This is a genomic window from Bacillus sp. SH7-1 (assembly GCF_008042405.1).
GTDB lineage: Bacteria > Bacillota > Bacilli > Bacillales > Bacillaceae_G > Bacillus_A > Bacillus_A thuringiensis_N.
Window position 1 is genome coordinate 275,941 of the sequence record NZ_QNUD01000015.1, and the last position, 26,669, is coordinate 302,609.

The window sequence follows — 26,669 nt, forward strand, 5'->3', positions numbered from 1 at the left end:
TGAGAGGTATATTCTATGATCAAATTAAGTGTATTAGACCAATCCCCTATTTCAGATGGTAGTACGGCAGCCCAAGCTTTTTCACATACAGTTACGCTTGCACAAGAAGTTGAAAAACTCGGATATACACGCTTTTGGGTATCCGAGCATCACAATTCTGTAAGCCTTGCTGGTTCAAGTCCTGAAATACTTATTTCTCACATTGCAGCAAAAACGGAGCGTATGAGAGTTGGTTCAGGTGGTGTTATGTTGCCGCACTATAGTCCATATAAAGTCGCTGAGAACTTCCGCGTTTTAGAAGCGCTTTACCCAAACCGTATCGACCTCGGTGTTGGTAGAGCACCTGGCGGTATGCCAATTGCGACTCGCGCACTTCAAGAAGGAAAAATGGTCTCACTTGATCAATATCCAGAACAAATTGCAGATGTTGCAATGTACTTACATGATCAAGTACCAGAAAACCATCATTATGCAAATTTAAAGGCTACTCCTGTGATTCCAACATCTCCCGAAATGTGGATGCTTGGTTCTAGTGGAGAGAGTGCAAGGATTGCCGCACAACAAGGTGCTTCTTTTGCATTCGCACAGTTCATCAACGGATACGGTGGACCCGAGGTAATGGAGGCTTATCAAGAACAATTCCAACCTTCCTATCTAGGAGATACACCAAAATCAATCGTCGCTATTTTTGTTATTTGCGGGGAAACAACTGAAGAGGCGGAAAAAATTGCTTCTAGTTTAGATTTATCAATCTTATTACTAGAGCAAGGGAAGCGAACAACTGGTACTCCTTCTATCGAAACTGCACAAAATTATTCATACAGCGCTTATGATTTATTCCGTATAAAAGAAAATCGTCAACGTATGATTGTCGGTGATCCATCTTCTGTGAAAGAAAAAATCGTAAACTTAAGTAAAGCGTACAATACTGATGAATTTATGATTGTCACAATTACTCATCGATTTGAAGATAAATTAAATTCTTATCGCTTACTAGCAAATGCTTTTCATTTATAATAATAAAAGGGAGATACATCAATTATGATGCATCTCCCTTTCTTACTACTTATTACTTTTGTCATCTATATATTCAATAGCCTCTTTTAATAACTCATCAAAATTCTCAGGATAATCATGGTTTAAATTAGGCACAACTTTATACTTATGTTCTATATTCTTATCTCTTAATAATTGTACAAATTGTTGCGCACATTCGAAACAATCTTCATCTTGATCCCCGCACACTATATATCCCTTTATATTTTTATCTTGTAGCACTTCCAACCACTCATTCCATTCTTCAATCTCTGGAAGCCACGGTGCCATAAAAATAAAACCATCTACATCTATATCTTTGTGTAAAATCGTATACAAAGCTACTCCTGCACCAGCAGAAAAACCACCAATTATTACTCTTTCTACTGTATGATTTTCTATAAACTTAACGTAATGCTCTTTTAATTCTTCTTTTGCTCTATGTATATCATCCCAAACAAACCCATCTGAAAACTGAATTTGCGAAGACTGTGGTAAAGCTAACGTATAATCTTGTGTCAAAACAGATTTCCAATATGGTTCTACTATTCCTATATTTTCTTGATCACCGTGCATTGCAATAAATAGTTTGTCTTTTCTCTTGCCGTCTATATATTTCACGTCTGCTCGTTCTGTTTTCTTTGCTAACTCTTCTCTCTCTTTACATAATTGAACCATTTTCTGAAAGTCTTCAAATTTATGTAATGATTTTAAATCGTCGTCCGAAATTAAATACTCATTTCCATACCAAAAACCCTTTTCTATAATAGCTTCCTTCATTAAATGCAACGCTTCTTCTTCAAGTCCTGCTGCACTCGCTAATGCATATTTAAAATTATATATTTGCGCCTCATTCCCCACTATACCTTTAGCATGCTCCATTATATAAGTGTACGCTTCCAAACTTCCTTTCTTTGCATAACAATGTAACGTTTCATTTAATAATTGAATATAAGTCATATTATTTTTCATACTCAATTCCCCCGTAACCTTTTATAATATTTATTTCTCAAATCTTTATACCATTCTGTAATCAATGTATATAACCCACGCTAACAATACTTTATTCTTGGAATGATACTTAATCATTACTCCTATTTGTCCAATAAGTTTATTATAAAGTTTAATAAACTGAAAAATCAATATATTCTCAAGCAAAAAAAGACAACAATATATGTATTGTTGTTTTCCATACATCTACCCACTCTTTTGTTTTTTTCTATCTGGTTTACTTGAAACTAAATAATGCTTTTCTGAAATATATAAGTTTCTTTTTAATATACGATTTAAATACGGCCCTAATTTCACCCCGCATATAAGGCGATCTTCACTACCTTCAACAATTGGAAACATTTCTTTTTCTGTTACATATTGATCTACTGCTTTTTGTACGATATCAATTTCTTTCACTAGGTTTAAGTTTTCTTCTGTATGTTCAAATACCTCAAGCGTTTCCTTCGTAATCAGAAAAAGATTTGTTGGAAATGCAGGTAAATACGGCTTTAACAAATCATAATTTACTGTATAATTATCATTTACTAATACTGTATAAACGATATTAGCATTCGTTTCTAGAAACTTAGCCATTGCTTGCTCTAATTCATCTTTCGTAATTTCACGCTCTTCTTTTCCAGTTTTGAAAAAGCGAAACATCGCATCGCCTCCTTTTTACTATATTATAGCATAAAAGAAAACTGAAAAATCACAAAAAAGTCATTGAAAAGATTTTTCAATGACTTTTTTCTTTGTATACTTATATTTATTTTAAGAACGCACTTAGCATCCATACATGTTGTTCTAATGTTGTATGAATTGCTAATAACATATCAGCTGATGTTTCATCTCCAGCTTCACCAGCAACTTCCATACCTTCTTTTAATTCTTGAATAAGTGCAGAGTAATCATTCACTAATGTTTGCACCATTTCCTCTGCAGATTCCTTGCTTGTCCCTTCGCTGACACTGGAAGTAGCAAGATATTCTTTCATTGTCGCTAGCGGTTTACCTTCCAATGCTAAAATACGTTCTGCTAATTCATCAATATACGTTCCAGCTTCATTGTAAAACTCTTCAAATTTCTCATGTAATGTAAAGAAGTGTGGTCCTGTCACATACCAGTGATAATTATGTAATTTCACATATAACACATTCCAGTTTGCTACCTGCTTGTTTAATACTTCAACAACATTTGCTTTCGTACTCATACAATCCACTCCTCTTATCATTTTGTAATGATTATCTTTTAATAACCCAATTACATTTTACCATACATTCCCTATCCTTTTGAACTATTAGCTCATATGTAACAAAGTTTTAACACCTTTAATACTTCCCTAATATCTATTAATTCATGTATGTTTTCAAACACTTCATACGTCTAATTGTCCAAGCTCCTACATATGCATAATAGTAAATCAAGCTCATCGTAGTAGAAAGAGGGATAACATGGACAATCAACAATGGCAAGTAGCAAAGAAAGTCGCTGCTACTTATATTGGAACAGTCGTTGGAGCTGGATTTGCTACTGGACGAGAAATTGTTGAATTTTTTACAGTGAACGGATTTTATGGAACAATTGGTATATGTGTAAGTGGATTTTTTTTTATTTGGCTTGGCACAAAGATGATGTTACTTTCATCACAAATCGGTGCATTTTCAGCGCAGGAATTTAACAAATATTTATTTGGGGATGTATTTGGTAACGTTGTAAATACACTATTATTACTCGTATTATTTGGTGTAACGAGCGTTATGTTATCAGGAGCTGGTGCAGTATTTGAAGAGCAACTTCATTTACCAAGACAACTCGGTATTTTCATTACAGTGATCGCCTGTCTAATTATAAGTAGTCGCGGATTACAAGGTGTTTTTGAAGTAAATACACTTGTCGTACCTATTATGATGATTTTTATTATCGGACTTGCTATTACAACTTTTATTCACGGTACAACACCTATTAGTAACACTATTCCTGCAGAAAGTTGGAATATGAAGTGGATAACTAGTCCTATTACATATGTCGCCTTAAATCTTTCTCTCGCCCAAAGCGTTCTCGTCCCGTTAGCCAGTGAAGTAAAAGATCGAAAGGCCATTTTATGGGGTGGTATTTTAGGTGGTGCAGGACTTTCTTTAATTTTATTATGCAGCCATTTAGCAATCTTATCAGTCGATCAATTTTATCAATATAATATCCCAATGGCTGAAGTCATCAGAAAATTCAATGCAACTTTTCACTTTTTCTTTGTTCTTATCATTTTTGGTGAAGTGTTCACAACTTTAGTTGGCAATGTGTTCGGCATGACAAAACAAATGCAATCCATCACCGGTTGGAAAAGTAACAATATTATTTTCTTCATTTTACTAATAAGCTATTGCTTTAGTTACGTTGGCTACAGTGAATTACTCCACATTCTATATCCTATAATCGGGTGGGTAAGCATCATTTTACTTCCGATTATTGCTTTTAAACAACTGCAAAAAACATAAAAGAAGCATCCATGTTATTGGATGCTTCTTTTATATTTATTCACAATCAGCACATACTTCCCAGTACGGTCCCATTTCGATTGCTAAATACGGCTTTAATTGCAACCGAATCATCCGACTAGGCATACGTTCTAAAACGAATTGAATCCCTTCTTCCTCTTCGTCTAATTCAACTTTTGAAATCGCAATTCTTTGCATCGTCGAAATAGGCATTCCATCTTTATATAAAATGATTTTCACCTCATCATATTCATTAAAATACAATTCAACACTCATTTGATTTTTCAACATTTCATCAACAATTTCATATTTATCATTTCGTTCCTGGATTATATATTTCCAGCCGCCTCTACCTTCTTCTTTCGGAGCCGCTTGAAATAATGTCATCAAATCCTCATATAGCATAAGATAACCCCTCTCTTACTAAAAAACGATGAGTATTTTATATACCCTTTATCTCTATCACTATCCATATGTATTGTACCATATATCACCGTTCTTACCGTATTCATTTGCTTCATAAGTCTATATAAAACACTTTATTTAGTCTTCATTATTATATGGCTTACTTTATTACTTCCCCCCCTTATATTTTAAACCTGCACCATTCATTATTTGCTCACAACAAAAAAGAAGAGTGACTTATATCACTCTCCTTAAAAGAATTTCCCAGTAGCTGCTAATGCTAATACTATTATTAAAATTGTAAATAATAATGATACAATAAAGCTAAAAATAGGTAATGCTTTCTTTTCATTCTTCTTAAATAGTAATTTTAAGCTAAGTAAAATGTTTACTGGTACAAGTATAAAATAAAAATATTTAACAATTTGCACCGAACTATTCGAAAGTGTTTTTAATATAAACACTTCAATTAGAAAAACGATAAAAAATGAAATACTTAACCAAAATGAGACATAACTAAGCCAAGAATGTCTTTTGGTCCCCCAGTACACTCCCATATTAATAATCTCCTTTATTTGCATTCTATATGATTATAATTATACATAAAGTTAACAAACACCTCTATTTTTCGACAAATATTATACATGATATACCTTTAAACATCATAAACATACTCTCTATCCCATTTCATGTTACATAATAAAAACAGACTACTCCAAAATCGCATACTGCTGTTTTGGAGTAGTCTGTCCGCTGCTACACTTTAAATCTTTCAATTAACCCTTGTAATTCTTCAGCCATTTGAGATAATGTACCCGCCGCAGAACTAATCTCCTCAATGGACGCTAGTTGTTCTTCTGCTGATGCTGCAACGTTTTGGGTACTCGTCGCATTATTCTGTGCTGTCATTGCAATTTGACCTACTGAAATAGACACTTCATTTGCACCTTTCGACATCCCATTAGCCGTTTCAACCATTGTTTTAATTTGATCTGCAATTTCATTTGTAGATTGTAAAATCTCAGTAAAGTTTTGCTTCGTTTCATTCGCAATAACAAGTCCAGATTGAACTTCTTCATTTACATGCCCCATAGATTTTACCGTCTTACTCATGTCATCTTGTATTTCACATATTAATTTACTAATTTCACTAGAAGATACGCTAGACTTCTCCGCCAATTTACGTACTTCATCTGCAACAATTGCAAACCCTCTTCCGTGCTCTCCCGCTCTTGCAGCTTCAATTGCTGCATTCAAAGCTAAAAGATTTGTTTGATCTGCAATATTTTGAATTACTTCTAGTATGTCACCAATTTGTTTTGATTTATTATTTAGTAACTGTATAACTTCATCTGATTGTGAAACAGATTCTGCAATAGATTGCATTTGATTTACAGTTTTTCCGACTAGTTTTCCGCCATCTTCTGCTTTTTCACGAGTATGAGCAGAAGCGGTACTAATTGATGATGAACTATTTGCTACATGCTGAATTCCTTCTGTCACATCAAATAGTAACATTGCACCATTTTCTACACTTGTCGTTTGCGTTGTTGCCCCGCTCGATATTTCATCCATTGCCATTGTAATTTGCTCAGTCGCTTCACTCGCTTGTCTTACACTTGCCGTTAGCTCTTCTGATGCTGCTGCAACATGTCCAGCCGAAGTATTAATTCTTCCAATTAACGTCCGCAATGCATCAGTCATCTCATTAAATCCTTTTGCAAGTTGGCCGATTTCATCATTAGAATGAATATCAATTGTTTGCGTTAAATCTCCCTCACTTATTTCTTTAGAAGTGGCAACTAATCTTTTTAAGGGCTTCGTTATAGAAAGTGTCACAAAATAAATAAGTGCCCCGCCTATAACTAATGAAATAAACATAACAATTAACATATTATAAAATACAGGCTGCGCAGCTTCAATTACTTCATTTGAGTACATCGTCCCGCCGATTTTCCAACCTGTTTTTACATTTGTAGCAAATACCATTTGTTTTTCGCTACCGTCATACGTATATGAAAAAGCGCCATGATTATCTTCATAAATTTTCTTCGCCCAAGAATCAGCTGCTTTTTCTCCTGATTTTTCTTGAGGATGTGCAATTATTTTTTGTTTTCCATCTAAAATGAAAGCATATCCTTTTTTACCGATATTGATTAACTTTGTTGTTTTTAATAAATTATCTAAACTTAAATCTATCGCTACAACACCGTTTTTATCTTCTGCTTGTTTTGCAATCGTTACGACAATATGTCCATTTCCTTTCGCCTTATACGGCTCAGTAATGACAATACCACCTTGTTTTGCCACTGCATCTTTATACCAAGAACGTTCTGTTGGATCATAGTCTGCTGCCATTTGTATATTTGGTTCCTGCACAAATTTCTTATCATTCCCAGCAACATATACTTGTTCAACATCTTTATTCAAATTGATATATTGAGATAGCATTTTTCTTACTTCATCTTGATTATCACCTTGATACATATTACCTTGAATCACCCGTGCAAAATTATTCACATCATTAAATTTCGCCTCAATCATTTGATTGATTAAATTATCTAATATTTTTATATTGTCGTGAGCACTGCTCGTAATTTGTGATTCAAAATTCTTCTTAGCTGTTTGATAAGACATGCCCCCGATAATAGAGACAGCCGCAATTAAAATGACGAAAAATGAAATCAGTAGTTTTTTTGCTACTTTCATATCACGAAACAAATTTAATAGTCTACCCATTACAAACCTCCTGCTTTTCAATTTTAAAAGTTAAATCTAACGAATTATAAATATTTCCCAATCCCTAATTATTATTTTCATAACCTATTATGATGAATACTTTGTAAAGTTTAAACAATTAAATTCTCTTTGTCTATATATATGAATAATATTATTATAAAATTTACAAATGCAAAAAGCCAAAGGGAACCACCCTTTGGCTTTTCACATTTTTTTGTGCTGTTTAGAAATCTTTTTCCATTTATCACGCTCTGCCCTTGCAAGAATAGCATCTTGTTTTCTCATAAAATACGCTAGTTCTCTTTGTAATTTTTTATAGCTTTGCAAACGATTTATCGTAATAATTCCGTTATCAATTGCACTATGCACTGCGCACCCTGGCTCATTTTCATGCTTACAGTCCCTAAAACGGCACGTTTTTGCAAGTTCTTCAATATCAGAAAAGGTTGTTTGAATTGCATCGCTTCCTTCCCAAAGCTGTAGCTCCCTCATACCAGGAGTATCAATAACTAAACTACCACTCGGTAATCGGAACAATTCACGATGAGTTGTCGTATGTCTTCCTTTACTATCTTCCTCACGAATATCACCCGTTTTTGCTACTTCAATTCCTATTAGTGCATTTAACAAAGTGGATTTTCCAACCCCCGATGATCCGACTAGAGCAATTGTTTTTCCTGAAGAAACAAATTGCTGCAACGATTCAATACCAGTATGTTCTAAACTATCAACAACGAAGATCGGAACACCAATTGCCACAGCTTCTGTTTCAACGATTTTCTTTTCCACGTCTTCACATAAGCTACTCTTTGTTAAAACAATAACAGGCATCGCACCACTTTCATACGCTAATAGTAAATAGCGCTCCATTCTTCTTACGTTAAAATCATGGTTAAGTGCATTCACTAAAAATAGATAATCTACATTTGCTGCTATTACTTGTTCTTCCGTTCGAGTACCAGCCTCTTGCCTAGAAAAAGAGCTTCTTCTAGGAAAAATACGATGAATAATTGCCTTCTTTTCATTCTCTATTTTCTTTATATAAACCCAATCACCAACTGCTGGATAATCACCCTTCGTTACTGCTTCATGCCGAAACTTACCAGACAGCTCTGCCATATATTCACCATCATTACAAATAATTCGATATATATGCTTATGCTCAAGTAAAATACGCCCTACTTCAAAGTTCTCTACAGCTTGTTCCTCAAAAAAAGAATCCCAGCCGAACGATTCTAAAATATTTTGATTCAAATTGATATCCTCCCTAGTGTAAGCTAAGTGGAAGGATCGTGCGCTCCCTTATATAGTCTCGCCCTTTCCATCCACCTTTGTATTTGGTTTATTATTCATATAAGTTATGTTCGCCATAATACATCACCCCGTTCTCATTTTAATTACTCTCATTATATGGAATATTTATTTAAAAAGCTACCTTATTTAACGTAATTTTCAAATAATTTATTTTTCATCATTCTAATTTGTCCACGGTGATTAATCTCATCTTCTAGCACATGAAACCACAGATAATGCTGGTTATACGCTACACCGTTAGGCCACTTTCTTTCTGACATAAGCCATTCATCATCTTGTTCACTCAAATACTTCAGTGATTCTTCTCGAACACTTTTTAGAAGTTGTACATAATACTTTATTTCATGACCACGGATTGTTTTCCCCACTTCCCCTAAATACAGTGCGTCTTCCCATATTTCTAATTCTTCTTTAGTAAAGTCACGCTCTTGAAATGAAATAAGTTGATGAGCTTTTTCTATAGCTGCTATATGCTTTAGTAACGCTCCAATGGAATTCCCTCTACTCGGTATAATTAAATCTAATTGCTCAACTGATAGATCTTTTATTTCCAGCAATGTTACAGCCCTCGTATGTTCCAGCATGCTTACTAATTCCCCTATATTTTTGGTATAACCAGCCACACTTCTTATACGGTAATCTATATTCATATCACGCACCCCTTTCTACATTCATATTAAGGAATAACCGCTTCATATAATAGACTCATATACATCAGATTTTTCTGTTATAATTAAATTGAATATAGAAAAAAACCAAACAAACTTTCTCAATATGCTTCTATGAAATATTAAAAGGAATCAATATAAAATAATCGAATCTTATTCACTAAAAGGAGTGGATTCGATGGAAATGTATCAATGGCTAACTGCTGTTCTCGTTGGTGGCATTACCGGTTTCGTTTCCCATCTAATCAATAACCAAGGCAAGTTATTGCTTCCACGCCGTTTGAAAACTTTTTTCCACTTTGGATTTTTGACTGATATTTTCACTGGTAGTCTAGCTGCACTTCTTGGGCTCGTTTTATTCGATGTCACCTTAATAAAAGAAATTATTAAAGTGTCCATTGTGACTGCTATTTCCGGTCAGACTTTCTTACTACACCAAGCGCTTGGTGGTGAGCAGGCTAAAAATACACAAATTGGGAAAGCTGATGAGAAGATTCAAGAAATTGACAAATTATTACGACGTTAGTCTATACTTTCTTTAAAAATTATTGCTATAATAAACAATAAATATTTTCTATTGCGTCGTTTGTCAGAAGAAAGGGTGTTTCGTATGACAAAAAAGAAAATAGAAGATTTCTTAACAAACACTGAAAAAGAGGAACTGCTAGAAAACTATAAATGTTTACGAGAAGCCCGCACAAAAAGCGAAGCTAACTATTTTGGTGAAGCAGTAAACCATCTATTAAACAAAGCAAAACAACGAATCATTAAAGATGCAGGCATACATGATGAAAATGCAGCAACTGTTCAATCAAAAAGAAAAGCACTGTTTTAGTTACATTAGCTAAAACAGTGCTTTTTATTTAGAATTTTTTTCTTACCATGTTACTTTCACTCTGCCTTTATTCTTCCCCTTTTTACTGCTCCAAAAGTCATATTGGCTTAGATCGACCCACAATATAACCTCATGTAAACCATTTTAAGAATAGATAAATTAAGCAAAATTTGTTGAACTAGTAATGCTATAAACGAAATTAGTTTATTAAATCGCTTCTTTTAACTTTGTATGCGGATTTGGTCCGTATTGATTGTCATTTTCTTCACTTTCAATGATGAAAAATACAAGTAAAACAACGCTACCAAATGGTACAAAATTTAATAGTTGCCACCATCCTGTTTTCCCAATATCATGTAACCGACGTGCTCCAACCGAAAAGCTTGGTATGATCATTGCTAACATAAATAGCAATGCAATAATAGCAACCAAAACCTCTGAAAATGATGATAAAAACAAAAGTAGCCAAAAAATTACGATATTGGATAAACTAAAAATCCAGTACTCTTTTCGCGTAGCTCTACCACTAAAATTCCCATAATTCTTTAGAGCGTTCAAATACCATTGCATTTAAATCTCTCCCTTTTATCCCCAATAATTTAAAAATATATAACATTTAACATATAAGTAAAAATACAATATAATATCCATGTAAAATCCATACTCTTATCTACATTATCCTCTATTTAAATAGTGTTTTTCTTTCAGCATTTTTCACATTACTTTCACATCTACTTCACAAATATAAGTAGTCCTATATGTTATACTAAATACATCCTTTTCCAAGGAACTATATGCCGATATATAAATCCCTATTTCTGTAGGGATTTTTATTTTTGGATTCTCCATAACTTTGTTACAATGCCTATACACTATTTCTCTACTTTCTGTAACTTCTGCACTTAAAAACTACTTCGTGTATTATTACTCTTCTAATATTGGTTTAATATATTTCATATTTGGTTTTCAACTGATATTTTCATTACTACACTAACCGCACTTCTTGTACTCGTTTTATTTGATGTCATCTCAACCGAAGAAATACAGCTATTTTTTATTTGTACAGATTTTATGAAGCAATTCCTGTTTCACGATTTCCAGTAAGTTTTTCACTTTTTCTAAACAATAATAAAGCGACTACATATAGGAAAGCAGTAAAACTACCTATAAATATAAAATTTTGAGATGCTGCAAATAGCAGTCCTGCTATTGCCGCTCCTATCATTTGACCAATATACATCGAAGCATTAGCAAGAGCTGCTCCTGTTCCTCTTGCTACAATAGACATGTTTTGTAAGTACCTCATCATCAATACAAACAAAATTCCTGTCACAAAAAATAAAACAAAAAATAATAACTCCACAAATATAATGTTCTTTATATGAGGAAGTAATACATATAGCACTGCTGTAAATATAATGCCGCCATAGAAAGAACGGTTATAACCAATTTTATTTACGATTCTAGGACCAAAAATATTCCCAGTTAAATTTCCTAATCCTAATACGAGCATAGCTGTACCTACTTCATGAACTTGTAAGCCAAATTGAATGGAAAGCCACACACCAAAGAATGAAAATGCAGCAAAATTACCCGTTTGAAAAACAAAATATGCAAAATAAGATAATGAAGCCTTTGAATCTGTAAGTAATTGTTTATAGCGTTTTAAAATGTTTGTTTTATTTCCACCTATGTGAACCGGTTGTATTTCTGGTAATACTACATAAATAAGGACGACAAGTAGTGCTGATAATATACCAATGACGAAGAATGGTGTTGTATAATGTGTCGTTGCTAAATATGCTCCAATTGGCAGTCCTAAAATTTGGGCGATTGATAACCCTGCTGTTGCAATTCCAATTGCTTTTACAATTTGCTTCTTCTCTATTAGGAGCGGAATAGATGCCCACACTTGTGGAGATACAAAGGCTGCACTTACACCTGCTAAGAATCTAAATGTTAGCATCCATAGAAAACTCGGTGCAATTCCACATAAAAACGTACTTATCGCAAAAAAACTCATTCCTATTACCATCACTTTTTTTCTGTTTAAGCCATCTGATATAGGACCAGCGATAAGCGCAAATCCAGCGTATCCTAAAGCATATGAACTCACCATCCACCCTGACAACTCAGTTGAAATGTGATACACCTGTTGTAAAGTCGGTAAAAGTGGTGAAATTAAGAAAGTATCTGTACCGATCATAAACATGATTGTAAAGAATACAGCTAGTACTCTTTTCATTTAAATCTTCTCCTTTTATATAAAAAGAGGGAACTATCCCTCCTTTCAACTAATCTTCTAAAATAGATTCAATCTCTTTTATAACCTTTTCATTCAATAAAACTTCCACCGCTCTTACACTTTCTTTTATTTGCTCCGCTCGTTTCCCACCAGGAATAACAGTATCAATTCCTTTTTTGTTTAATAACCACGCTAAAGCTAAATGCGATACTTCGAGATCCTTTTCTTTAGCTAAGCCTTTTAACTTTTCAACTTTCTTAAAGTTATTCTTATATGTATTCTCTTCAAATAGATTTACACTTTGACGCCAATCCCCTTCGTTTAATTTAAAATATTCTGTATATTTACCACCTAGTATCCCAAAAGCAAGAGGCCCATAAGGAATAAATGAAATACCTGATTCTATACAATATGGCAAAAGTTCTGCCTCAGCAGTACGATTTAACATATTATACGGTGATTGTACAACATCTATATGACCATGTTGGTTCGCTTCTTTTAATTGTTCTACGTTTACGTTAGATATGCCAATTGAACGAATTTTCCCTTCTTCTTTTAGGCGAGTAAGCTCTCCAATTGAATCTATGTAACTTGTTTCAGAATTTGTAAAATGCAAATAATATAAATCAATATAATCAGTTTGTAATCTTCTTAAACTATTTTCTACAGCATTTCTTAAATAGCTTGGTTCATTATTAATATAAACCTCTCCATTTAATAGCGGCTGTATTCCACCTTTTGTAGCAAGTACAACTTCGTGGCGTTTTCCTTTTAATACTTCTCCTACTAATTCTTCTGATCTACCGAAACCGTATGAATCTGCTGTATCAAAAAAGGTAATCCCTTGCTGGATAGCTTCTTCTATTAATCGTTTTCCTTCTTCCTCATTCACATCAGCATATAAATTATGTCCCCCAACAGCGTTTGTTCCTAACCCCAACTTTGAAATATTTAGTCCTGCCTTTTGCAATTTTGTATACTTCATTTTTTCTCCCCCTATATTTCTATTGTTCGAATATATTCGAACAATAGAAATATAACACTTTATATGTTATAGTGCAAATATATTAACTTATACAAGCAGGTGAAAAAATGCGTACTCTCTATCATCCAAATCGAGAAGAAATTCAATTCTCTTCTGTCTTATATGCACTTAGCGATCAAATTCGTTTACAAATTGTAACTACGCTACTAGAAAAAAATGAACAATCTTGTGGTTCATTAAACATTCCAATTGCGAAATCAACTTTATCTCACCATTTCAAAGTTTTACGTGAATCCGGTGTTATGTATACACGCCTTGAAGGAACTCAACGTTTCATTTCAATTCGTGAAGATGACTTAAATGCTAGATTTCCAGGTTTATTAAACGTCGTAACACATGCGACAAAACCATACTAAAAAACATCTCATATTCATATGGGATGTTTTTTAGTTTTTTATATTCTTTTAATACTTCAAATCTTTAATCAGTGGGCATTTTGTTCTTCACCATAACTACCAAGCCCATTCCTAAATTAAAGTCTGAATAAAACGTTTGAACGCCGATATCCCTTCTTCATCTCGTTTAAAAACACCAGCATCTTCAAGCGCCTGTATAAATTTCCGTCCCAATTCTTCTCTGATAATCTCCTGTACATTTTGTTCATTTATCCGATTGTCATATTTGTTTTTTAATTGTTCTGCCCATCGTATATGAGGCGATGGAATATTGCTTGGAATATTTAGTAAGAATTTTTCTACTTCCTTAATTTCTATTTTTAAACGAGCAGGAAGCACAGCTAATCCCATTACTTCAATCAGACCGATATTTTCCTTTTTGATATGTTGTATTTCCGCATGAGGGTGGAAAATACCGAGGGGGTGTTCTTCACTTGTACGATTGTTTCGCAAAACAAGGTCCAATTCGTACATACCATTCCGTCGGCGAGCAATTGGCGTAATTGTGTTATGCGGATTTTCATTTGTAAATGCGAATATACCAACGGAAGGATCACTATATCCTTTCCACCTCTCTAATATGTACTCCCCTGCATTTACTATTTTTTCTATGTCGTTACTTCTTAAGCGAATAACTGACATAGGCCATTTAATAATAGAACATTGGATTTCTGGAAAGTTGGTTAGTTTAAAAATTAGGTCGTTCGATGCATTTGCCATAGCAAATTCATAGTTTCCACCTTGATAGTGGTCATGTGTTAAAATAGATCCTCCTACAATTGGCAAATCTGCATTGGAACCAAGGAAATAATGTGGGAATTTTTCTACAAATTGTAACAAATGTAAAAATGTTTGACGATCAATTTTCATATCTCGGTGTTCTGAGAACAAGACAATACAGTGTTCATTGAAGTATATATACGGAGAATACTGTAGAAACCAGCTTTCTTCTGTAAGGTTTATACGGATCATACGGTGATTCGAGCGTGCAGGATGTCCAATTTTGCCCCTATATCCTTCATTCTCAATACAGAGTAAACATTTTGGATAATTTGTACTTTCCAATACTTTTTCTCTAGCAATTTGTTTAGGATCTTTTTCCGGTTTTGATAAGTTAATCGTTATATCAATGGCACCATATTCCGTATTGACTTTATAATTTATATTTTTGGCAATTTGCTTCATTTGGATATAGTTGCTGTTTTTACTTAATTCATAGAAGTAATTTGTCGCAACCTTCGGATCTTGTTCGTATTTTTCATAAAATAGAGTATTGATAACGGACGGTTTGGACATAAAAACATCCATAATTGCACTTGCTAAAATCTCCTTCTCATCCAGTACTTCCTCAATGACTTTTTGCATACAAGCATATTCTATTAACTCTTCCAATAACTCCGAAATTGCTTTCTTTGCGGACGCAGGAGCTGATGCTTCCACTACAAAGTCATCTAAACGAAGTAAGGAAAGGATTTTATTCCTTGTATATATGGCATCTTCTTGTTCAATCAATTGAATTTTAATAGCAAGATCAATTAACTGTTGGATAGCTTGATATATCATCAGTATATACCTCCTCTAACCTTATAGCGGTTTATGTTGTTACGATGTCATTTCTATGTACCTTTTATAATTTTATGAACAGACGTACGGGATAACCACCAGCCTAATATACATTTCGTGAAAAAGAATTATATACTAGATTCCCCGTTACATGCGAGGGAACCCTACTAAAAAAACATCTCATATGAATATGAGATGTTTTTTTAGTTATTCTATTCTTTTAATAAATCTATTAATCCATTCCCTTCAGAGGTACGTTCATATCCTAAAGGTACAGTTCTTTTAATAAGTTGTGCATATATTTCTGGCTCTGATAATTTTCTACCATATTCCCTTTCACACTGCTTTATGAGCAATGCTAACGCTCCAGCGACATGCGGTGTCGCCATAGAAGTTCCACTTAATACCGCATATTTCCCCTCAGGATACGTAGATAATATTTCATCGCCTGGCGCCACTAAATCAATTTCTTGATTTGAATTACTAAAACATGCGATTTTCCGCTCTAAATTGACAGCGCCGACTTCGATTACTTCGGAATAGGCACCTGGGAAATCTAGTTCCTCCGTATTATCATTACAATCTCCATTATTACCCGCAGCACATACAACAAGAACATCTTGCTTTACCGCATTTTGAATTGCTTCATGTAATTCTGGGACGTCTTGCGGGCCACCAAGTGACATTGAAATAACTCTAACTCTTTCTTTATTAGGCCCTCTCCAATTTACAGCATAATGAATCGCCTCAATAATTTGCTCATAACTTCCAGAACCATCTCCTGCTAAAACCTTTAACACTAACATTTTAGCGAGTGGTGCGACTCCTAAAACACCGACACCATTTTCAGTCGCTGCAATTGTCCCAGCTACATGAGTACCGTGTCCGTTATTATCAAGATATATATTTGGATCCCCTTTATAATCTTTCGTGAAATTTCTTCCACCGATAATACGATCCTTTAAATCTATATGATTCATATCACACCCTGTATCTAATACGGCAACTACAATATCTTTTCCTTTTGCACTCTTCTCCCATACTTGTGGAGCATGAATGAGTTGTACACCTGGTGGAATTTCATTTACTTGTTCAACTACCTTATCTACTGTAAAAGGAATCAATTGTATACCTTTTTGTTTATTCGCTGTACTACTGTTCATCGTAATCCCTCCTGAAAATATATTATTTTCATTTCAGACCACTTTTGAAAATGCTTAAATGTAACATTCGTTTTATGCGTTTCATTTTCCTTCCTTAAAAATGTTTCTCAATAAGGCTTACGAATTTTATACTACTCTATTATTTATCTCGTAATTTTTAGACACCAAAATCCGATTGGTACAACCAATAACTAAAATAAAAGGACCATTAAATTGGTCCTTTTATAATTTTTAAAGAATGATATGAAATTTTTAAAATAATATAAATTAAGACTAAATCTCACTCTTGTTTAAAAACTTCTCTATTTCTTTTATTAAATATTTCGCTCCATCTATACTAACAGTAATGTTTCCATTTGCTAATGATATGTTTTGATTTGAAACATCACCTGTTATTTGACAAGCATTGTAAGGTTGATATTTTTGTAAAATGACTTTGTCTTCTTCTACGAAAATTTCAAGTGGTGATTTGATTTGTATTCCCAATACATCACGTAATTCTTTAGGAATAACAATTCGTCCTAATTCGTCTACTTTTCGAATAACTCCTGTTGCTTTCATATTACTCCCCCCTTACTTGTTATTAATTTTTCCACCTCGCTTTTTCCATTTTATCACTTTTTGGTAATACCTGCCTCTTTTTAGAAAATTTTGTACTCAAGTTAAAAAAACACATTTAACGAATACGTAATCTCTCTTTCAATTGTTTTAAATAACGAGATCGAATCAGTAAGAAATATACAACTTGAATTCCTACGAAAATACTTAATACAATCGCATTTTCTTTAAATAGTGAGTACTCAAACATCTGTCCGAGTGCAGTTAACGCTACTGCCCCGTGTAATGTTGCAACACATATTGGAACGAAGAATAAAAGTCCCAATCGAATTGTAACTACTTTCGATAATTCTCCACTCGTTAAGCCTACTTTTCGAATCATTTCAAACAAACGAGTATCATCCTCCAAATCAGAAAACAAACGGAAATAAAGGAAGCTTCCTGCACATACGAAAAATACAATACCAATAAAGAAACCTACAAATAGAATTGGTCCTGCAATTTGTAAACTTTGGTTTTGTTCGTACTCTTCTGCACTAAACGTTGTATGTTCTTCATAAGGCTTCATCTGATGCGTTAGTTCTTTACCAACCTCAATTTCATCTTTCGTTCCTTCTGTTTTGTACACATAATCTTTTTCCTCTTTAAATCCATCTTGTAATGCATCATACTGATTGTTAGAGATTACATAAACGTTACCTCTTATTATTTTACTTAATGAAGAAGTATTAACTTTTTTCACTTTTAATGGTTCATTCAAATGTGGCAAAGTAATTTCTTTTCTTTCTTTCATCGGTGGTCCTGGTATTTCGACTGACAAAAATAAAACTTCTTTTTTGGATACCGCATGATAGGGTTCTCCTGTTAACTTCGCATATTCCTCATAGTCTGATTCCTTTATAAAGGTGGCGCTTTTTAACGACTGCTCCTCCGTTTTCTTCGTCGAAATATTTGTTTTTGAAGCTGCTATACTATGTTTCTTTAATCCTTCGTCAATTATCTTCAAATGCTGTGATTCATTACTATTTCCTTGCTTAGAATGATAGTGAAACGCAATTGGTCTCTCCATAATCGCCTTTGTCATTGATGTAAAGCCAACTAATGTACCTATTGCTGAAAATGCTACAGTTGAAATTATGGTTACAATAAAAAACATTCTTGCGTTATCTCTCATACGGTAAGCTAAATCTGACAACGTAATAATATTTGTCTGTGTCCAATAGAAACGTTTACTTTTTTTACATAGTCTAATAATAAAGACACTCAACTGCTTGTACAGCAAATACGTACCAATAATGACTACCGTTGTAACAGGAATCATCATGATAAATACCATTGCACCGTGTGACATAAGTGCTCCTGCATATCCCGCACTAAGCAATATGACTGCTAATATAGAAGAAATAATGGATGCTTTCGGTTCCGGCTTCGCTTCTGCCGATCCTCTAAACAATTTCATAATTTTATTTTTCCGAATCATTCCTGCACTAAACAATGAAATGATCATAAATAATATAAAAAACATAATACTCGTTACAACAATGGCTTTCATTGGTATGTAATAAGCTAAGGAAATATCTAACTTTAATATCATCGGAGCTACAAATATTAGTATTCCTGAAAATAGCATTCCAGCAAGTATCCCAAAAATAATGGCCCCTATTCCAATCATAATATTTTCAAAGAAAATAAGCCGTTTTAATTGATATTTCGTCATACCTAACATCATTAAAATTCCTAGTTCACGCTTTCTCGTTTTTAAAAACATTCCCATCGAATATAAAATAAAGAAAAATGTAAATAAGTAAATAATAGACTGTGCAAAAGACATACTTACGAACACGTACTTGCCCAATTGTCCAGCACTTAATGCCGGATGAAACGCAAAAAATGAATACACAAAAAAGGCCATAATAGCAAATGCACTACTTAAAAAATATGCTGAATATGTTCGTCTATTTCGCGTCACATTCCGATATGCGAGTTCTCTAATATTCATATTACCTCTCCGCCCTTCTGCTAACTATGTTCTTATATTAGTAAAGTACGGAAATACCTTCCATCGATTCAAATGACAAAAACCTTACATTATTGAAAGGTTTCAAAAAAATTGCTTAAACGATGCAGTTTCATTATAATGACTACATTCATATTCATACACACATCCTATTGTATATTCGTTAATTTTGCGAAATAATAAAGGAAAGAAGTATGTACCAATATACATATAAACTTATTACCGCTTTAATATGAATAGGAGGAAAACATAATGACATTGCAAGAACAGATTATGAAAGCATTACACGTTCAACCTGTAATTGATCCGAAAGCAGAAATCCGTAAACGTGTTGATTTCTTAAAAAATTATGTAAAAAAAACAGGTGCGAAAGGATTTGTACTTGGAATTAGTGGCGGACAAGACTCTACATTAGCTGGACGTTTAGCTCAGCTTGCAGTGGAGGAAATTCGTAATGAAGGTGGTAACGCAACGTTTATTGCCGTGCGCCTTCCTTATAAAGTGCAAAAAGACGAAGATGATGCGCAATTAGCATTACAATTTATTCAAGCTGATCAATCTATTGCATTTGATATCGCTTCAACAGTTGATGCTTTCTCAAATCAATACGAAAACCTATTAGGTGAATCATTAACAGATTTCAATAAAGGTAACGTGAAAGCACGTATCCGTATGGTTACACAATATGCAATCGGTGGACAAAAAGGTCTCCTTGTTATCGGAACAGATCACGCTGCAGAAGCTGTAACAGGATTCTTTACAAAATTCGGAGATGGTGGTGCAGACCTATTACCATTAACGGGATTAACGAAACGCCAAGGACGCGCTCTATTACAAGAATTAGATGCAGACGAGCGACTTTATTTAAAAATGCCAACAGCTGATTTATTAGATGAAAAACCAGGTCAAGCTGATGAAACAGAATTAGGTATTACGTATGATCAACTTGATGACTACTTAGAAGGTAAAGCAGTTCCAGCTGACGTTGCAGAAAAAATTGAAAAACGTTACACAGTGAGCGAACATAAAAGACAAGTACCAGCTTCAATGTTTGATGATTGGTGGAAATAAATAATATAAAAAAAGAAGCTAATCTCATTAGCTTCTTTTTTTATGTTAGCGATACATCCCTACTCTTTTCTCTAGTAAGTCCTGCAAACAATCCTCATGTTGTTGATTAAACAATGGTGGCATTTTATTTAGCGGGAAAAACTTCAAATCCAACGTTTCATCACCGTCTATTTTTTTCTCTCCTCCGGTAATTGAGCATGAAAAGAATATTAAAATTGACTGGGCTCTGTCTCCATTTGGATATGATTGAAAATATTTAGTATATACTCCGATAAGCTCATTTATTTCTACATCATAACCTGTTTCTTCTTTTATTTCTCGAATCGCAGTTTCTGCGGCAGATTCTCCGATTTCCATTGCACCACCAGGAAATCCCCAAGCGTTAAAATCACCTCTTTTTTGCAGCAATATTTCTCCATATTCATTCAATACACAACCACCCGCAAAATTTATGAGAACACAGTCATGTCCTACTTTTTCACGTAATTCTTTTATATAATTAGCCATACTCTTCTCCTTTTCATACATCTTCTATCGTTATTTCTTATCTTTTTCAAGCAATTCAATAATTCGATCTAGCTTCTGGTTCATATTCATCACATTCTGTTTCTTTGCGGCGTTGTTTTGAAATATTCTTCTAATAAACAAAGTTAATGATAGGAAAAATAAAACGATAAGTCCGATTACTAAACAAATATATATCAATGTAAAAATATCACTTTCGAACAAACCCATTCAGATTCCACATCCTTCCACTTTAATTTTATCACATAATTCTGATTTTTAAAGTGATACATAATAAAAGAGCATCTTTTACAGATGCTCTTTTTCATTCCTTAATACGTAAATGTAATTGTCGCTAATGAATAACCCGCCATTGCACTATATGGTGCTACTTGATATGATACACGCTTTGCACCTTTTGGCCAACTTATCTCATTTAACACTTTCTTTATATCTTGCATTGTCCCATCCATAGACTGCTTATATCGTACTTCTACTTTTTCTGGTTTAGCTGCAAATTGTTGCTGTAATTTTTTCTTAAATTCAATGTAATTTTCTGCCCCATATTGTGCAGACAAATATTTTAAATTTGTTTCTTTTAACATTTGTTCATATGCAGCAGTCTTTGAACTACCCGTTTTTATTTTGTTTGTTAATTCACTGAAGTAGCTTGTATTTGCTGCCGGATATTTACTACGATCCCATTCATGATCTTTACTTAATTGCTCATCAGACATATTAAAATATGAATATGTTACACGCCCAGCTTTATCTGGTACTGGATCATCGAATGTCGTATCAAGGTGGTACCATTTGTTTTCAATGTTCACTAAATTCCATGCGTGAGCTTGTCCATTTCCTGTACCTGTTACAATATGATTTTGAATACCTGCTTCTTTTAGTAACTCATATGTTAATAACGTATACCCTTGGCAAACGGCAGAACGATTTGCTAACGCTTCATATGCTGTATACGCTTGATACGACGTATCATAAGATACATGTTTTACAACGTAATCATGAATAGCTTTTACTTTCTCATGCTCATCCATCCCTGGTTTTACAATCGAGCCTATAATCGCTTTCGCCTGAGATTTTACATATTGTGTTTGCTCTTTTGATTCACGGTATTTCAATTGCAGTGTAAACGTATAGTTTCCTGGTAACCCTTTAATAGAATATCTAGTAGACGCTACATTATATTTTACATACTCATCTGCATCTACAATTTTATTAAACTCGCCATACAATTGATCCATAATACTTCTAGCATTTCTATCTTTTGTTTTATATGTGATTGTAATATTTTCTTCCCGATTATCAATCTGTTTTTTTAATTCTTTTCTGAAATCATTTAACAACTTTGTATCTGATTGTGATGTCGCTACAGTTTGATTTGTAGCTGCATAAGATACAGATGACGCGTGTAAGCCCCCCATTACTATAGTTGAACAAAGTACGGCAGCTGTCACATACTTACTTGTCTTTCCCATCTCGTCACTCCTTACATTCTATAACTATACGAAAAAGTATCGTATATTTTCAGAGTATACAATACTTTTTCGTATAGGTCATATGAGATTATGCATATTTAACATTGTAAAAAGGTTGTTCTTTTTACAAGAACAACCTTTTTCATTAACAAGTTTGTAATACACAACATACATTTTCAAAACGTCGATTTTTTAAGTCTTCATTTCCTATACAGAAATAAAGCATCCCTAAATCTCCCCACATCATATTACAATTTTTAGTATCTGAATCAATTTGGAATAAAAGCGTCATTTGCTGCGGATCTATGTTCATATATTGTCCAGTCTCGTACAATACTTCATCTTGTACAGAGAATGGCTCACCAAATATTTGATGGTTATCGTAGTTGTCTGGGATTAGCTCTTCAAGTAATTGTAAGAAACGATCTGAATCAGCCTCATCTTCAATGAAAAGCTCTGGCAATTTATACGTTAGTTCAAACGTAATTTTACATTGGTTATAATTCGTTTGCAATTCAGCTGCTCTTCGTAATTGCTCTACAGGAACATCATAATAAAGTACACGCCCCGCTTCAGTTGGATTCACATCTTCTGCAAAATAATTTTCAATGCTAAAAAAATATAACATCCCTGTCTTAGGAAGATTATGATCTATACCGACATTTTGTAAATCCTTTAAATTAAATTGGGCGATAAACTGTAACGGATTTCCTTTGTGTGTTGGATATTCAAATGCAACTGGTAAATCAGGAACTCCCCCCATTTTCGAACTACCTATCGCAACTGTTCCCTCCTGCTTTGGCACAACTTTTACACAAGGAAATACAGTATTAATAAGTTCCTCTTTTACATGTGTCAGTCCATATTTATCAATTAATGTTTCAATTTGTTTATTCATAAATTCTCCTTATATTCACATACTTATTTGTATCATCGCACAAAAATTATACTCCATTCTTTGTAAAAACAACAAGCCTCCAAAAAAACGGGCTCTTCCTCCATACGCGAACAAGTTTAAAAAAGCATATTATACATTGTTCCTACAAACACGATAGTTCATTATTTCTTCCAGTACATTTTCCCCTCGTTCATTTTTATTTTTAATATAAGGAGGAATTCCACATGGGTTACGGATATAGTTGCGGCGGTTACGGTTACGGCGGTAGTTGTGGTGGATGTGGTTATGGAGGTTTCGCTTTATTAATCGTTTTATTTATCCTTCTAATCATCATCGGAGCTAGCTGTTGGGGCGGCTTTGTAGGCTGCTAGTAAATTTAAAAACTATTGTAAAAAAGCACGTACAATACGTGCTTTTTTGCCATTTTCAAAGCTTTTATTCGAAAGGAAGTATGATTAATGAAGATTGATGGTGTTTTTGAAGGAGGCGGTGTACGCGGAATTGCGCATGTAGGAGCAATTTGCGCGTTAGCTGAAAAAGGCTATGAATGGGAACGTGTAGCTGGAACATCAGCTGGTTCTATTATTGCTGCGCTCCTAGCAGCAGGATATTCTGGTTCAGAGTTAAAAACGATTATAACTGATATTGATTATAATAAATTTACGAAGAGAACCTTCATTGACAGAATCCCGTTTATCGGAAAAGGATTAAGCGCATGGACTACTCTTGGTATTTACTCTAATATTTTTATAGAAGAATGGATTGAAGAGTTGCTTCGAAAAAAAGGAGTTCACTTATTTACAGATTTACCTGATTTAAATAAGCTTAAAATTATCGCTTCTGATATAAGTAATGGTAAAATGGTTATCTTTCCTGATGACTTACCGAACTACGGATTTTTAAATTATCGCTTCTCTATTGCTAAAGCTGTAAGAATGAGTAGTACAATCCCCTTCTTTTTTGAACCAGTAAAATGGAGAACCCCTAAATGGAAGCAACCTTGTTATATGGTTGATGGAGGGATTTTAAGCAATTATCCAATTTGGATTTTCGACTCACCTACCTCTCCTCGCTGGCCGACTTTTGGATTTCATTTCGTAAAAGATGAGATTCAAGCTGATCCTGCCCACTATAATGAGCCTATCTCCATGTTCAAAGGACTATTTAAAACAATGATGCAAGCCCATGATTTACGTCATTTAGACAAAGAATCAAAAGCAAGAACAATTACAATTCCAACAGGGTCCATTACTAGTACAAACTTTGAGTTAACAAAGGAAGAAAAAGATTGGCTTTATAATTCTGGTTATAACGCCGCAAATAAATTTTTACAATCGTGGAACTTCAGACAATATATTAATGAATATAGAAACGGCAATCAGGACCGAAAAACAAATCGGTATTTCCGTCAACTTGACTCATAATACTATTATTTTCATAAGAGAACACATAACGCTTTCAAAAAAAATAAGCCTAGTAATATTATATATTACTAGGCTTATTTACTTCCTGTATAATTTATTATATGGTTACGGATACGTTAACCCTTCAGCTTCCTCCGCAGTAATAACTGTGTATCGATTTCCTGTTCGTAATCCTAACAATTCCGCTTTTTCAATTGCCTCTTGCTTCGTCTCCGCATAAGCAGCTAAATATTTTTCTCCACTGATAATTTGGCAAATTACATATTGTTTCATTACTTTCTCCTCTTACTTTTTCATTAATTGTGCAAGTTTTTTTATACCTATTTCAATTTCTTCTAACGTTGCGTATGAATAGGATAGGCGCAAAAATTGATTCGCACTTCTATCATACAAAGTACCTGGATTTAATAAAATCTTTTCTTTCAAAGCTTTTTCAAATAAACTACGATTTGAAACCGGAACACTCATATGTAACCAAATATAAAAACCACCTGCCGGTTCATGCCATGTCGCTATTTCACTACAATACTTCTTTAACATACTCACCATAAAGTCCCTACGTTTTGTAAGCTCACCTCTTACAAACTGTAAATGTTCTTCATACAATCCATCTTTAAACCACTCTGCGGCAACTTGCTGAGATATAGAACTCGATCCATAATCTGTTTGCATTTTTATGTCTGCCAATCTTTGAATGACTGGCTCAGGTCCAACAATCCATCCAATTCTTAATCCTGGACTAATGACTTTAGACATGCTTCCAATGTGTAGTACGATTCCATTTTTATCATACGCTTTTAAAGGTTTCGAAATAGGGGCATCAAACCATAAGTCTTGATACACTGCGTCCTCTATAATAGGCAATCCAATTTCATTGCATATCTCCACCACTTCTGTCCGCTTCTTCGTATCCATGCTAAAATTCGTTGGATTATGAAAAGACGGGATTGTATATAAAATAGAGGCATTAAATTGCTTCTTATATTTCGCAATATATGACACATCTAGCCCACTCTCATCCATTGGCATTCCAATTAAACGTATTCCTGCTGATTGAAAAACATTGAGAGAGTATAAATATGATGGTTTTTCTAATAAAATGGATGCTCCTTTCGGAAGAAGCCCAATAGAAATAAGTTGAAGTGCTTGAATTGCTCCTGAAACAATCAATATAGAGTCAGGAGATACGTATATGCCATGCCTTTTTAAATAGTCAGCAATTTGCTTCCTTAAATTAAGATTACCTTTTGGCTGTTCATACCCAAGTATCACGTTTGATTTTAAAAGCTTATTCATTACTACTTTCATCTTTTTTTCGGGTAAAAGACTTGGCGCGAGCTCACCTGTTCCTAAACGAATTACATGCGGATAAAATTCAGCTTGATTAATCTCTTGAATAGCAGGCAGATTTGGATAATGAAGTCCTGTTTCTACATAAGATTGCCAATTAGGCGGCGGTGCATAAGTTGAAGCATTTTCATGATTATTTACAACAATTGTTCCTTTCCTGCCATTCCCTTTAATGTATCCCTTTGCAACTAGTTCATCGAAAGCCATGACAATTGTACTTCGATTCACACCAAATGTATGTGCCAAATCTCTTTGTGAAGGTAATTTTGTTCCAACAGTCCATTCTCCATTAACGATTTTTTCTTTTATATACGTTTCTATTTGTTTATACAAAGGAGTCGCTAAAGACATATCAGGCTTCCAAACCAACTTTTCCATCATATCACCTTACATTCTTTTTGGTTGGTAACCTCCCCAACCATATGGATGGATACAAATTTTCATTTCTTCTATACAATATAC

At 33.9% G+C, this 26,669-nt stretch carries 29 protein-coding genes; 8 read left to right on the forward strand and 21 right to left on the reverse strand.

The features are described from left to right. The first annotated feature begins 15 nt into the window (after positions 1-15). Positions 16-1,017, forward strand: a complete 1,002-nt coding sequence (locus tag DN390_RS15295; RefSeq protein WP_060630535.1) for an LLM class flavin-dependent oxidoreductase — start codon at positions 16-18, stop codon at positions 1,015-1,017. A 45-nt stretch (positions 1,018-1,062) separates the two neighbouring features. Here DN390_RS15295 and DN390_RS15300 read toward each other — a convergent pair whose 3' ends face one another. The 3 genes from DN390_RS15300 to DN390_RS15310 form a co-directional block, all read right to left on the reverse strand. Next, the gene (locus DN390_RS15300) at positions 1,063-2,007 is read right to left on the reverse strand and encodes an alpha/beta hydrolase (RefSeq protein WP_060630534.1); all 945 of its coding nucleotides are present in this window, start codon (positions 2,005-2,007) and stop codon (positions 1,063-1,065) included. A 225-nt stretch (positions 2,008-2,232) separates the two neighbouring features. Then, positions 2,233-2,688: a DUF3939 domain-containing protein gene (locus DN390_RS15305; RefSeq protein WP_060630533.1), complete on the reverse strand. Its 456-nt coding sequence runs from the start codon at positions 2,686-2,688 to the stop codon at positions 2,233-2,235. A gap of 106 nt (positions 2,689-2,794) precedes the next feature. Continuing rightward, the gene (locus DN390_RS15310) at positions 2,795-3,238 is read right to left on the reverse strand and encodes a Dps family protein (protein WP_000104654.1); all 444 of its coding nucleotides are present in this window, start codon (positions 3,236-3,238) and stop codon (positions 2,795-2,797) included. A 241-nt stretch (positions 3,239-3,479) separates the two neighbouring features. On the opposite strand from DN390_RS15310, the gene DN390_RS15315 reads away from it, so the two are divergent. Continuing rightward, positions 3,480-4,520 carry a YkvI family membrane protein gene (locus DN390_RS15315; protein ID WP_000370192.1) on the forward strand — a complete coding sequence of 347 codons (1,041 nt, stop codon included), beginning with the start codon at positions 3,480-3,482 and terminating at the stop codon, positions 4,518-4,520. Between the two features lie 36 nt (positions 4,521-4,556). On the opposite strand, the gene DN390_RS15320 is transcribed toward DN390_RS15315, so the two are convergent. The 5 genes from DN390_RS15320 to DN390_RS15340 all read right to left on the reverse strand — a co-directional run bounded on the left by DN390_RS15320 (position 4,557) and on the right by DN390_RS15340 (position 9,628). Beyond that, positions 4,557-4,925 (reverse strand): DUF3979 family protein, encoded by a 369-nt coding sequence (locus DN390_RS15320; RefSeq protein ID WP_147807727.1) that lies wholly within the window; start codon positions 4,923-4,925, stop codon positions 4,557-4,559. A 251-nt stretch (positions 4,926-5,176) separates the two neighbouring features. Beyond that, entirely contained in the window at positions 5,177-5,482 is a 306-nt protein-coding gene (locus DN390_RS15325; RefSeq protein ID WP_060630531.1) for a hypothetical protein, read from the reverse strand. Between the two features lie 199 nt (positions 5,483-5,681). After that, positions 5,682-7,664: a HAMP domain-containing methyl-accepting chemotaxis protein gene (locus tag DN390_RS15330; RefSeq protein ID WP_060630530.1), complete on the reverse strand. Its 1,983-nt coding sequence runs from the start codon at positions 7,662-7,664 to the stop codon at positions 5,682-5,684. A gap of 204 nt (positions 7,665-7,868) precedes the next feature. Then, positions 7,869-8,918: a ribosome small subunit-dependent GTPase A gene (gene rsgA / locus DN390_RS15335; protein ID WP_060630529.1), complete on the reverse strand. Its 1,050-nt coding sequence runs from the start codon at positions 8,916-8,918 to the stop codon at positions 7,869-7,871. 182 nt (positions 8,919-9,100) lie between these two features. Further along, positions 9,101-9,628 (reverse strand): DinB family protein, encoded by a 528-nt coding sequence (locus tag DN390_RS15340; protein ID WP_147807728.1) that lies wholly within the window; start codon positions 9,626-9,628, stop codon positions 9,101-9,103. Between the two features lie 196 nt (positions 9,629-9,824). On the opposite strand from DN390_RS15340, the gene DN390_RS15345 reads away from it, so the two are divergent. Both DN390_RS15345 and DN390_RS15350 read left to right on the forward strand, forming a co-directional pair. Next, on the forward strand, positions 9,825-10,172 hold the full coding sequence (locus DN390_RS15345) for a DUF4257 domain-containing protein (RefSeq protein WP_000426320.1): 348 nt from the start codon (positions 9,825-9,827) through the stop codon (positions 10,170-10,172). A gap of 84 nt (positions 10,173-10,256) precedes the next feature. Then, complete coding sequence (locus DN390_RS15350) at positions 10,257-10,481, forward strand: hypothetical protein (protein ID WP_000162606.1); 225 nt, start codon at positions 10,257-10,259, stop codon at positions 10,479-10,481. Between the two features lie 207 nt (positions 10,482-10,688). Here the strand turns inward: DN390_RS15350 and DN390_RS15355 are convergent, their stop codons facing one another. The 3 genes from DN390_RS15355 to DN390_RS15365 form a co-directional block, all read right to left on the reverse strand. Continuing rightward, positions 10,689-11,051: a DUF805 domain-containing protein gene (locus tag DN390_RS15355; protein ID WP_060630527.1), complete on the reverse strand. Its 363-nt coding sequence runs from the start codon at positions 11,049-11,051 to the stop codon at positions 10,689-10,691. Between the two features lie 499 nt (positions 11,052-11,550). Then, positions 11,551-12,726: an MFS transporter gene (locus DN390_RS15360; protein WP_147807729.1), complete on the reverse strand. Its 1,176-nt coding sequence runs from the start codon at positions 12,724-12,726 to the stop codon at positions 11,551-11,553. A 49-nt stretch (positions 12,727-12,775) separates the two neighbouring features. After that, positions 12,776-13,711, reverse strand: coding sequence for an aldo/keto reductase (locus DN390_RS15365; RefSeq protein ID WP_147807730.1), 936 nt, complete (start codon positions 13,709-13,711; stop codon positions 12,776-12,778). A 107-nt stretch (positions 13,712-13,818) separates the two neighbouring features. Between DN390_RS15365 and DN390_RS15370 the strand changes: the two genes are divergently transcribed. Then, positions 13,819-14,127: an ArsR/SmtB family transcription factor gene (locus tag DN390_RS15370; RefSeq protein WP_060630524.1), complete on the forward strand. Its 309-nt coding sequence runs from the start codon at positions 13,819-13,821 to the stop codon at positions 14,125-14,127. Positions 14,128-14,238: 111 nt separating this feature from the next. Here DN390_RS15370 and galT read toward each other — a convergent pair whose 3' ends face one another. The 4 genes from galT to DN390_RS15390 all read right to left on the reverse strand — a co-directional run bounded on the left by galT (position 14,239) and on the right by DN390_RS15390 (position 19,449). Further along, the gene (gene galT / locus DN390_RS15375; RefSeq protein WP_147807731.1) at positions 14,239-15,729 is read right to left on the reverse strand and encodes a UDP-glucose--hexose-1-phosphate uridylyltransferase; all 1,491 of its coding nucleotides are present in this window, start codon (positions 15,727-15,729) and stop codon (positions 14,239-14,241) included. A 212-nt stretch (positions 15,730-15,941) separates the two neighbouring features. Continuing rightward, complete coding sequence (locus tag DN390_RS15380; protein WP_147807732.1) at positions 15,942-16,892, reverse strand: serine protease; 951 nt, start codon at positions 16,890-16,892, stop codon at positions 15,942-15,944. A gap of 273 nt (positions 16,893-17,165) precedes the next feature. After that, a complete protein-coding gene (locus DN390_RS15385; protein WP_060630521.1) occupies positions 17,166-17,453 on the reverse strand; it encodes an AbrB/MazE/SpoVT family DNA-binding domain-containing protein in 288 nt (95 codons plus the stop codon). Positions 17,454-17,568: 115 nt separating this feature from the next. Continuing rightward, the gene (locus DN390_RS15390) at positions 17,569-19,449 is read right to left on the reverse strand and encodes an ABC transporter permease (RefSeq protein WP_147807733.1); all 1,881 of its coding nucleotides are present in this window, start codon (positions 19,447-19,449) and stop codon (positions 17,569-17,571) included. 270 nt (positions 19,450-19,719) lie between these two features. Between DN390_RS15390 and nadE the strand changes: the two genes are divergently transcribed. Beyond that, a complete protein-coding gene (nadE, locus tag DN390_RS15395; RefSeq protein WP_147807734.1) occupies positions 19,720-20,538 on the forward strand; it encodes an ammonia-dependent NAD(+) synthetase in 819 nt (272 codons plus the stop codon). Between the two features lie 45 nt (positions 20,539-20,583). Here the strand turns inward: nadE and DN390_RS15400 are convergent, their stop codons facing one another. The 4 genes from DN390_RS15400 to DN390_RS15415 all read right to left on the reverse strand — a co-directional run bounded on the left by DN390_RS15400 (position 20,584) and on the right by DN390_RS15415 (position 23,433). Then, positions 20,584-21,045 (reverse strand): NUDIX hydrolase, encoded by a 462-nt coding sequence (locus tag DN390_RS15400; RefSeq protein WP_000024988.1) that lies wholly within the window; start codon positions 21,043-21,045, stop codon positions 20,584-20,586. 30 nt (positions 21,046-21,075) lie between these two features. Continuing rightward, a complete protein-coding gene (locus tag DN390_RS15405) occupies positions 21,076-21,273 on the reverse strand; it encodes a DUF4083 domain-containing protein (RefSeq protein ID WP_147807735.1) in 198 nt (65 codons plus the stop codon). A 101-nt stretch (positions 21,274-21,374) separates the two neighbouring features. Then, positions 21,375-22,535, reverse strand: a complete 1,161-nt coding sequence (locus DN390_RS15410; RefSeq protein ID WP_147807736.1) for a transglutaminase domain-containing protein — start codon at positions 22,533-22,535, stop codon at positions 21,375-21,377. 145 nt (positions 22,536-22,680) lie between these two features. Beyond that, positions 22,681-23,433 carry a YwqG family protein gene (locus tag DN390_RS15415; RefSeq protein ID WP_147807737.1) on the reverse strand — a complete coding sequence of 251 codons (753 nt, stop codon included), beginning with the start codon at positions 23,431-23,433 and terminating at the stop codon, positions 22,681-22,683. Positions 23,434-23,657: 224 nt separating this feature from the next. On the opposite strand from DN390_RS15415, the gene DN390_RS15420 reads away from it, so the two are divergent. Both DN390_RS15420 and DN390_RS15425 read left to right on the forward strand, forming a co-directional pair. Next, on the forward strand, positions 23,658-23,804 hold the full coding sequence (locus DN390_RS15420) for a YjcZ family sporulation protein (RefSeq protein WP_000540425.1): 147 nt from the start codon (positions 23,658-23,660) through the stop codon (positions 23,802-23,804). An 87-nt stretch (positions 23,805-23,891) separates the two neighbouring features. Next, positions 23,892-24,857 carry a patatin-like phospholipase family protein gene (locus DN390_RS15425; protein WP_147807738.1) on the forward strand — a complete coding sequence of 322 codons (966 nt, stop codon included), beginning with the start codon at positions 23,892-23,894 and terminating at the stop codon, positions 24,855-24,857. 105 nt (positions 24,858-24,962) lie between these two features. Here the strand turns inward: DN390_RS15425 and DN390_RS15430 are convergent, their stop codons facing one another. Both DN390_RS15430 and DN390_RS15435 read right to left on the reverse strand, forming a co-directional pair. Beyond that, on the reverse strand, positions 24,963-25,130 hold the full coding sequence (locus tag DN390_RS15430) for a DUF3933 family protein (RefSeq protein ID WP_097951593.1): 168 nt from the start codon (positions 25,128-25,130) through the stop codon (positions 24,963-24,965). Between the two features lie 12 nt (positions 25,131-25,142). After that, the gene (locus DN390_RS15435; protein WP_147807739.1) at positions 25,143-26,585 is read right to left on the reverse strand and encodes an aminotransferase-like domain-containing protein; all 1,443 of its coding nucleotides are present in this window, start codon (positions 26,583-26,585) and stop codon (positions 25,143-25,145) included. Between the last annotated feature and the right edge of the window lie 84 nt (positions 26,586-26,669).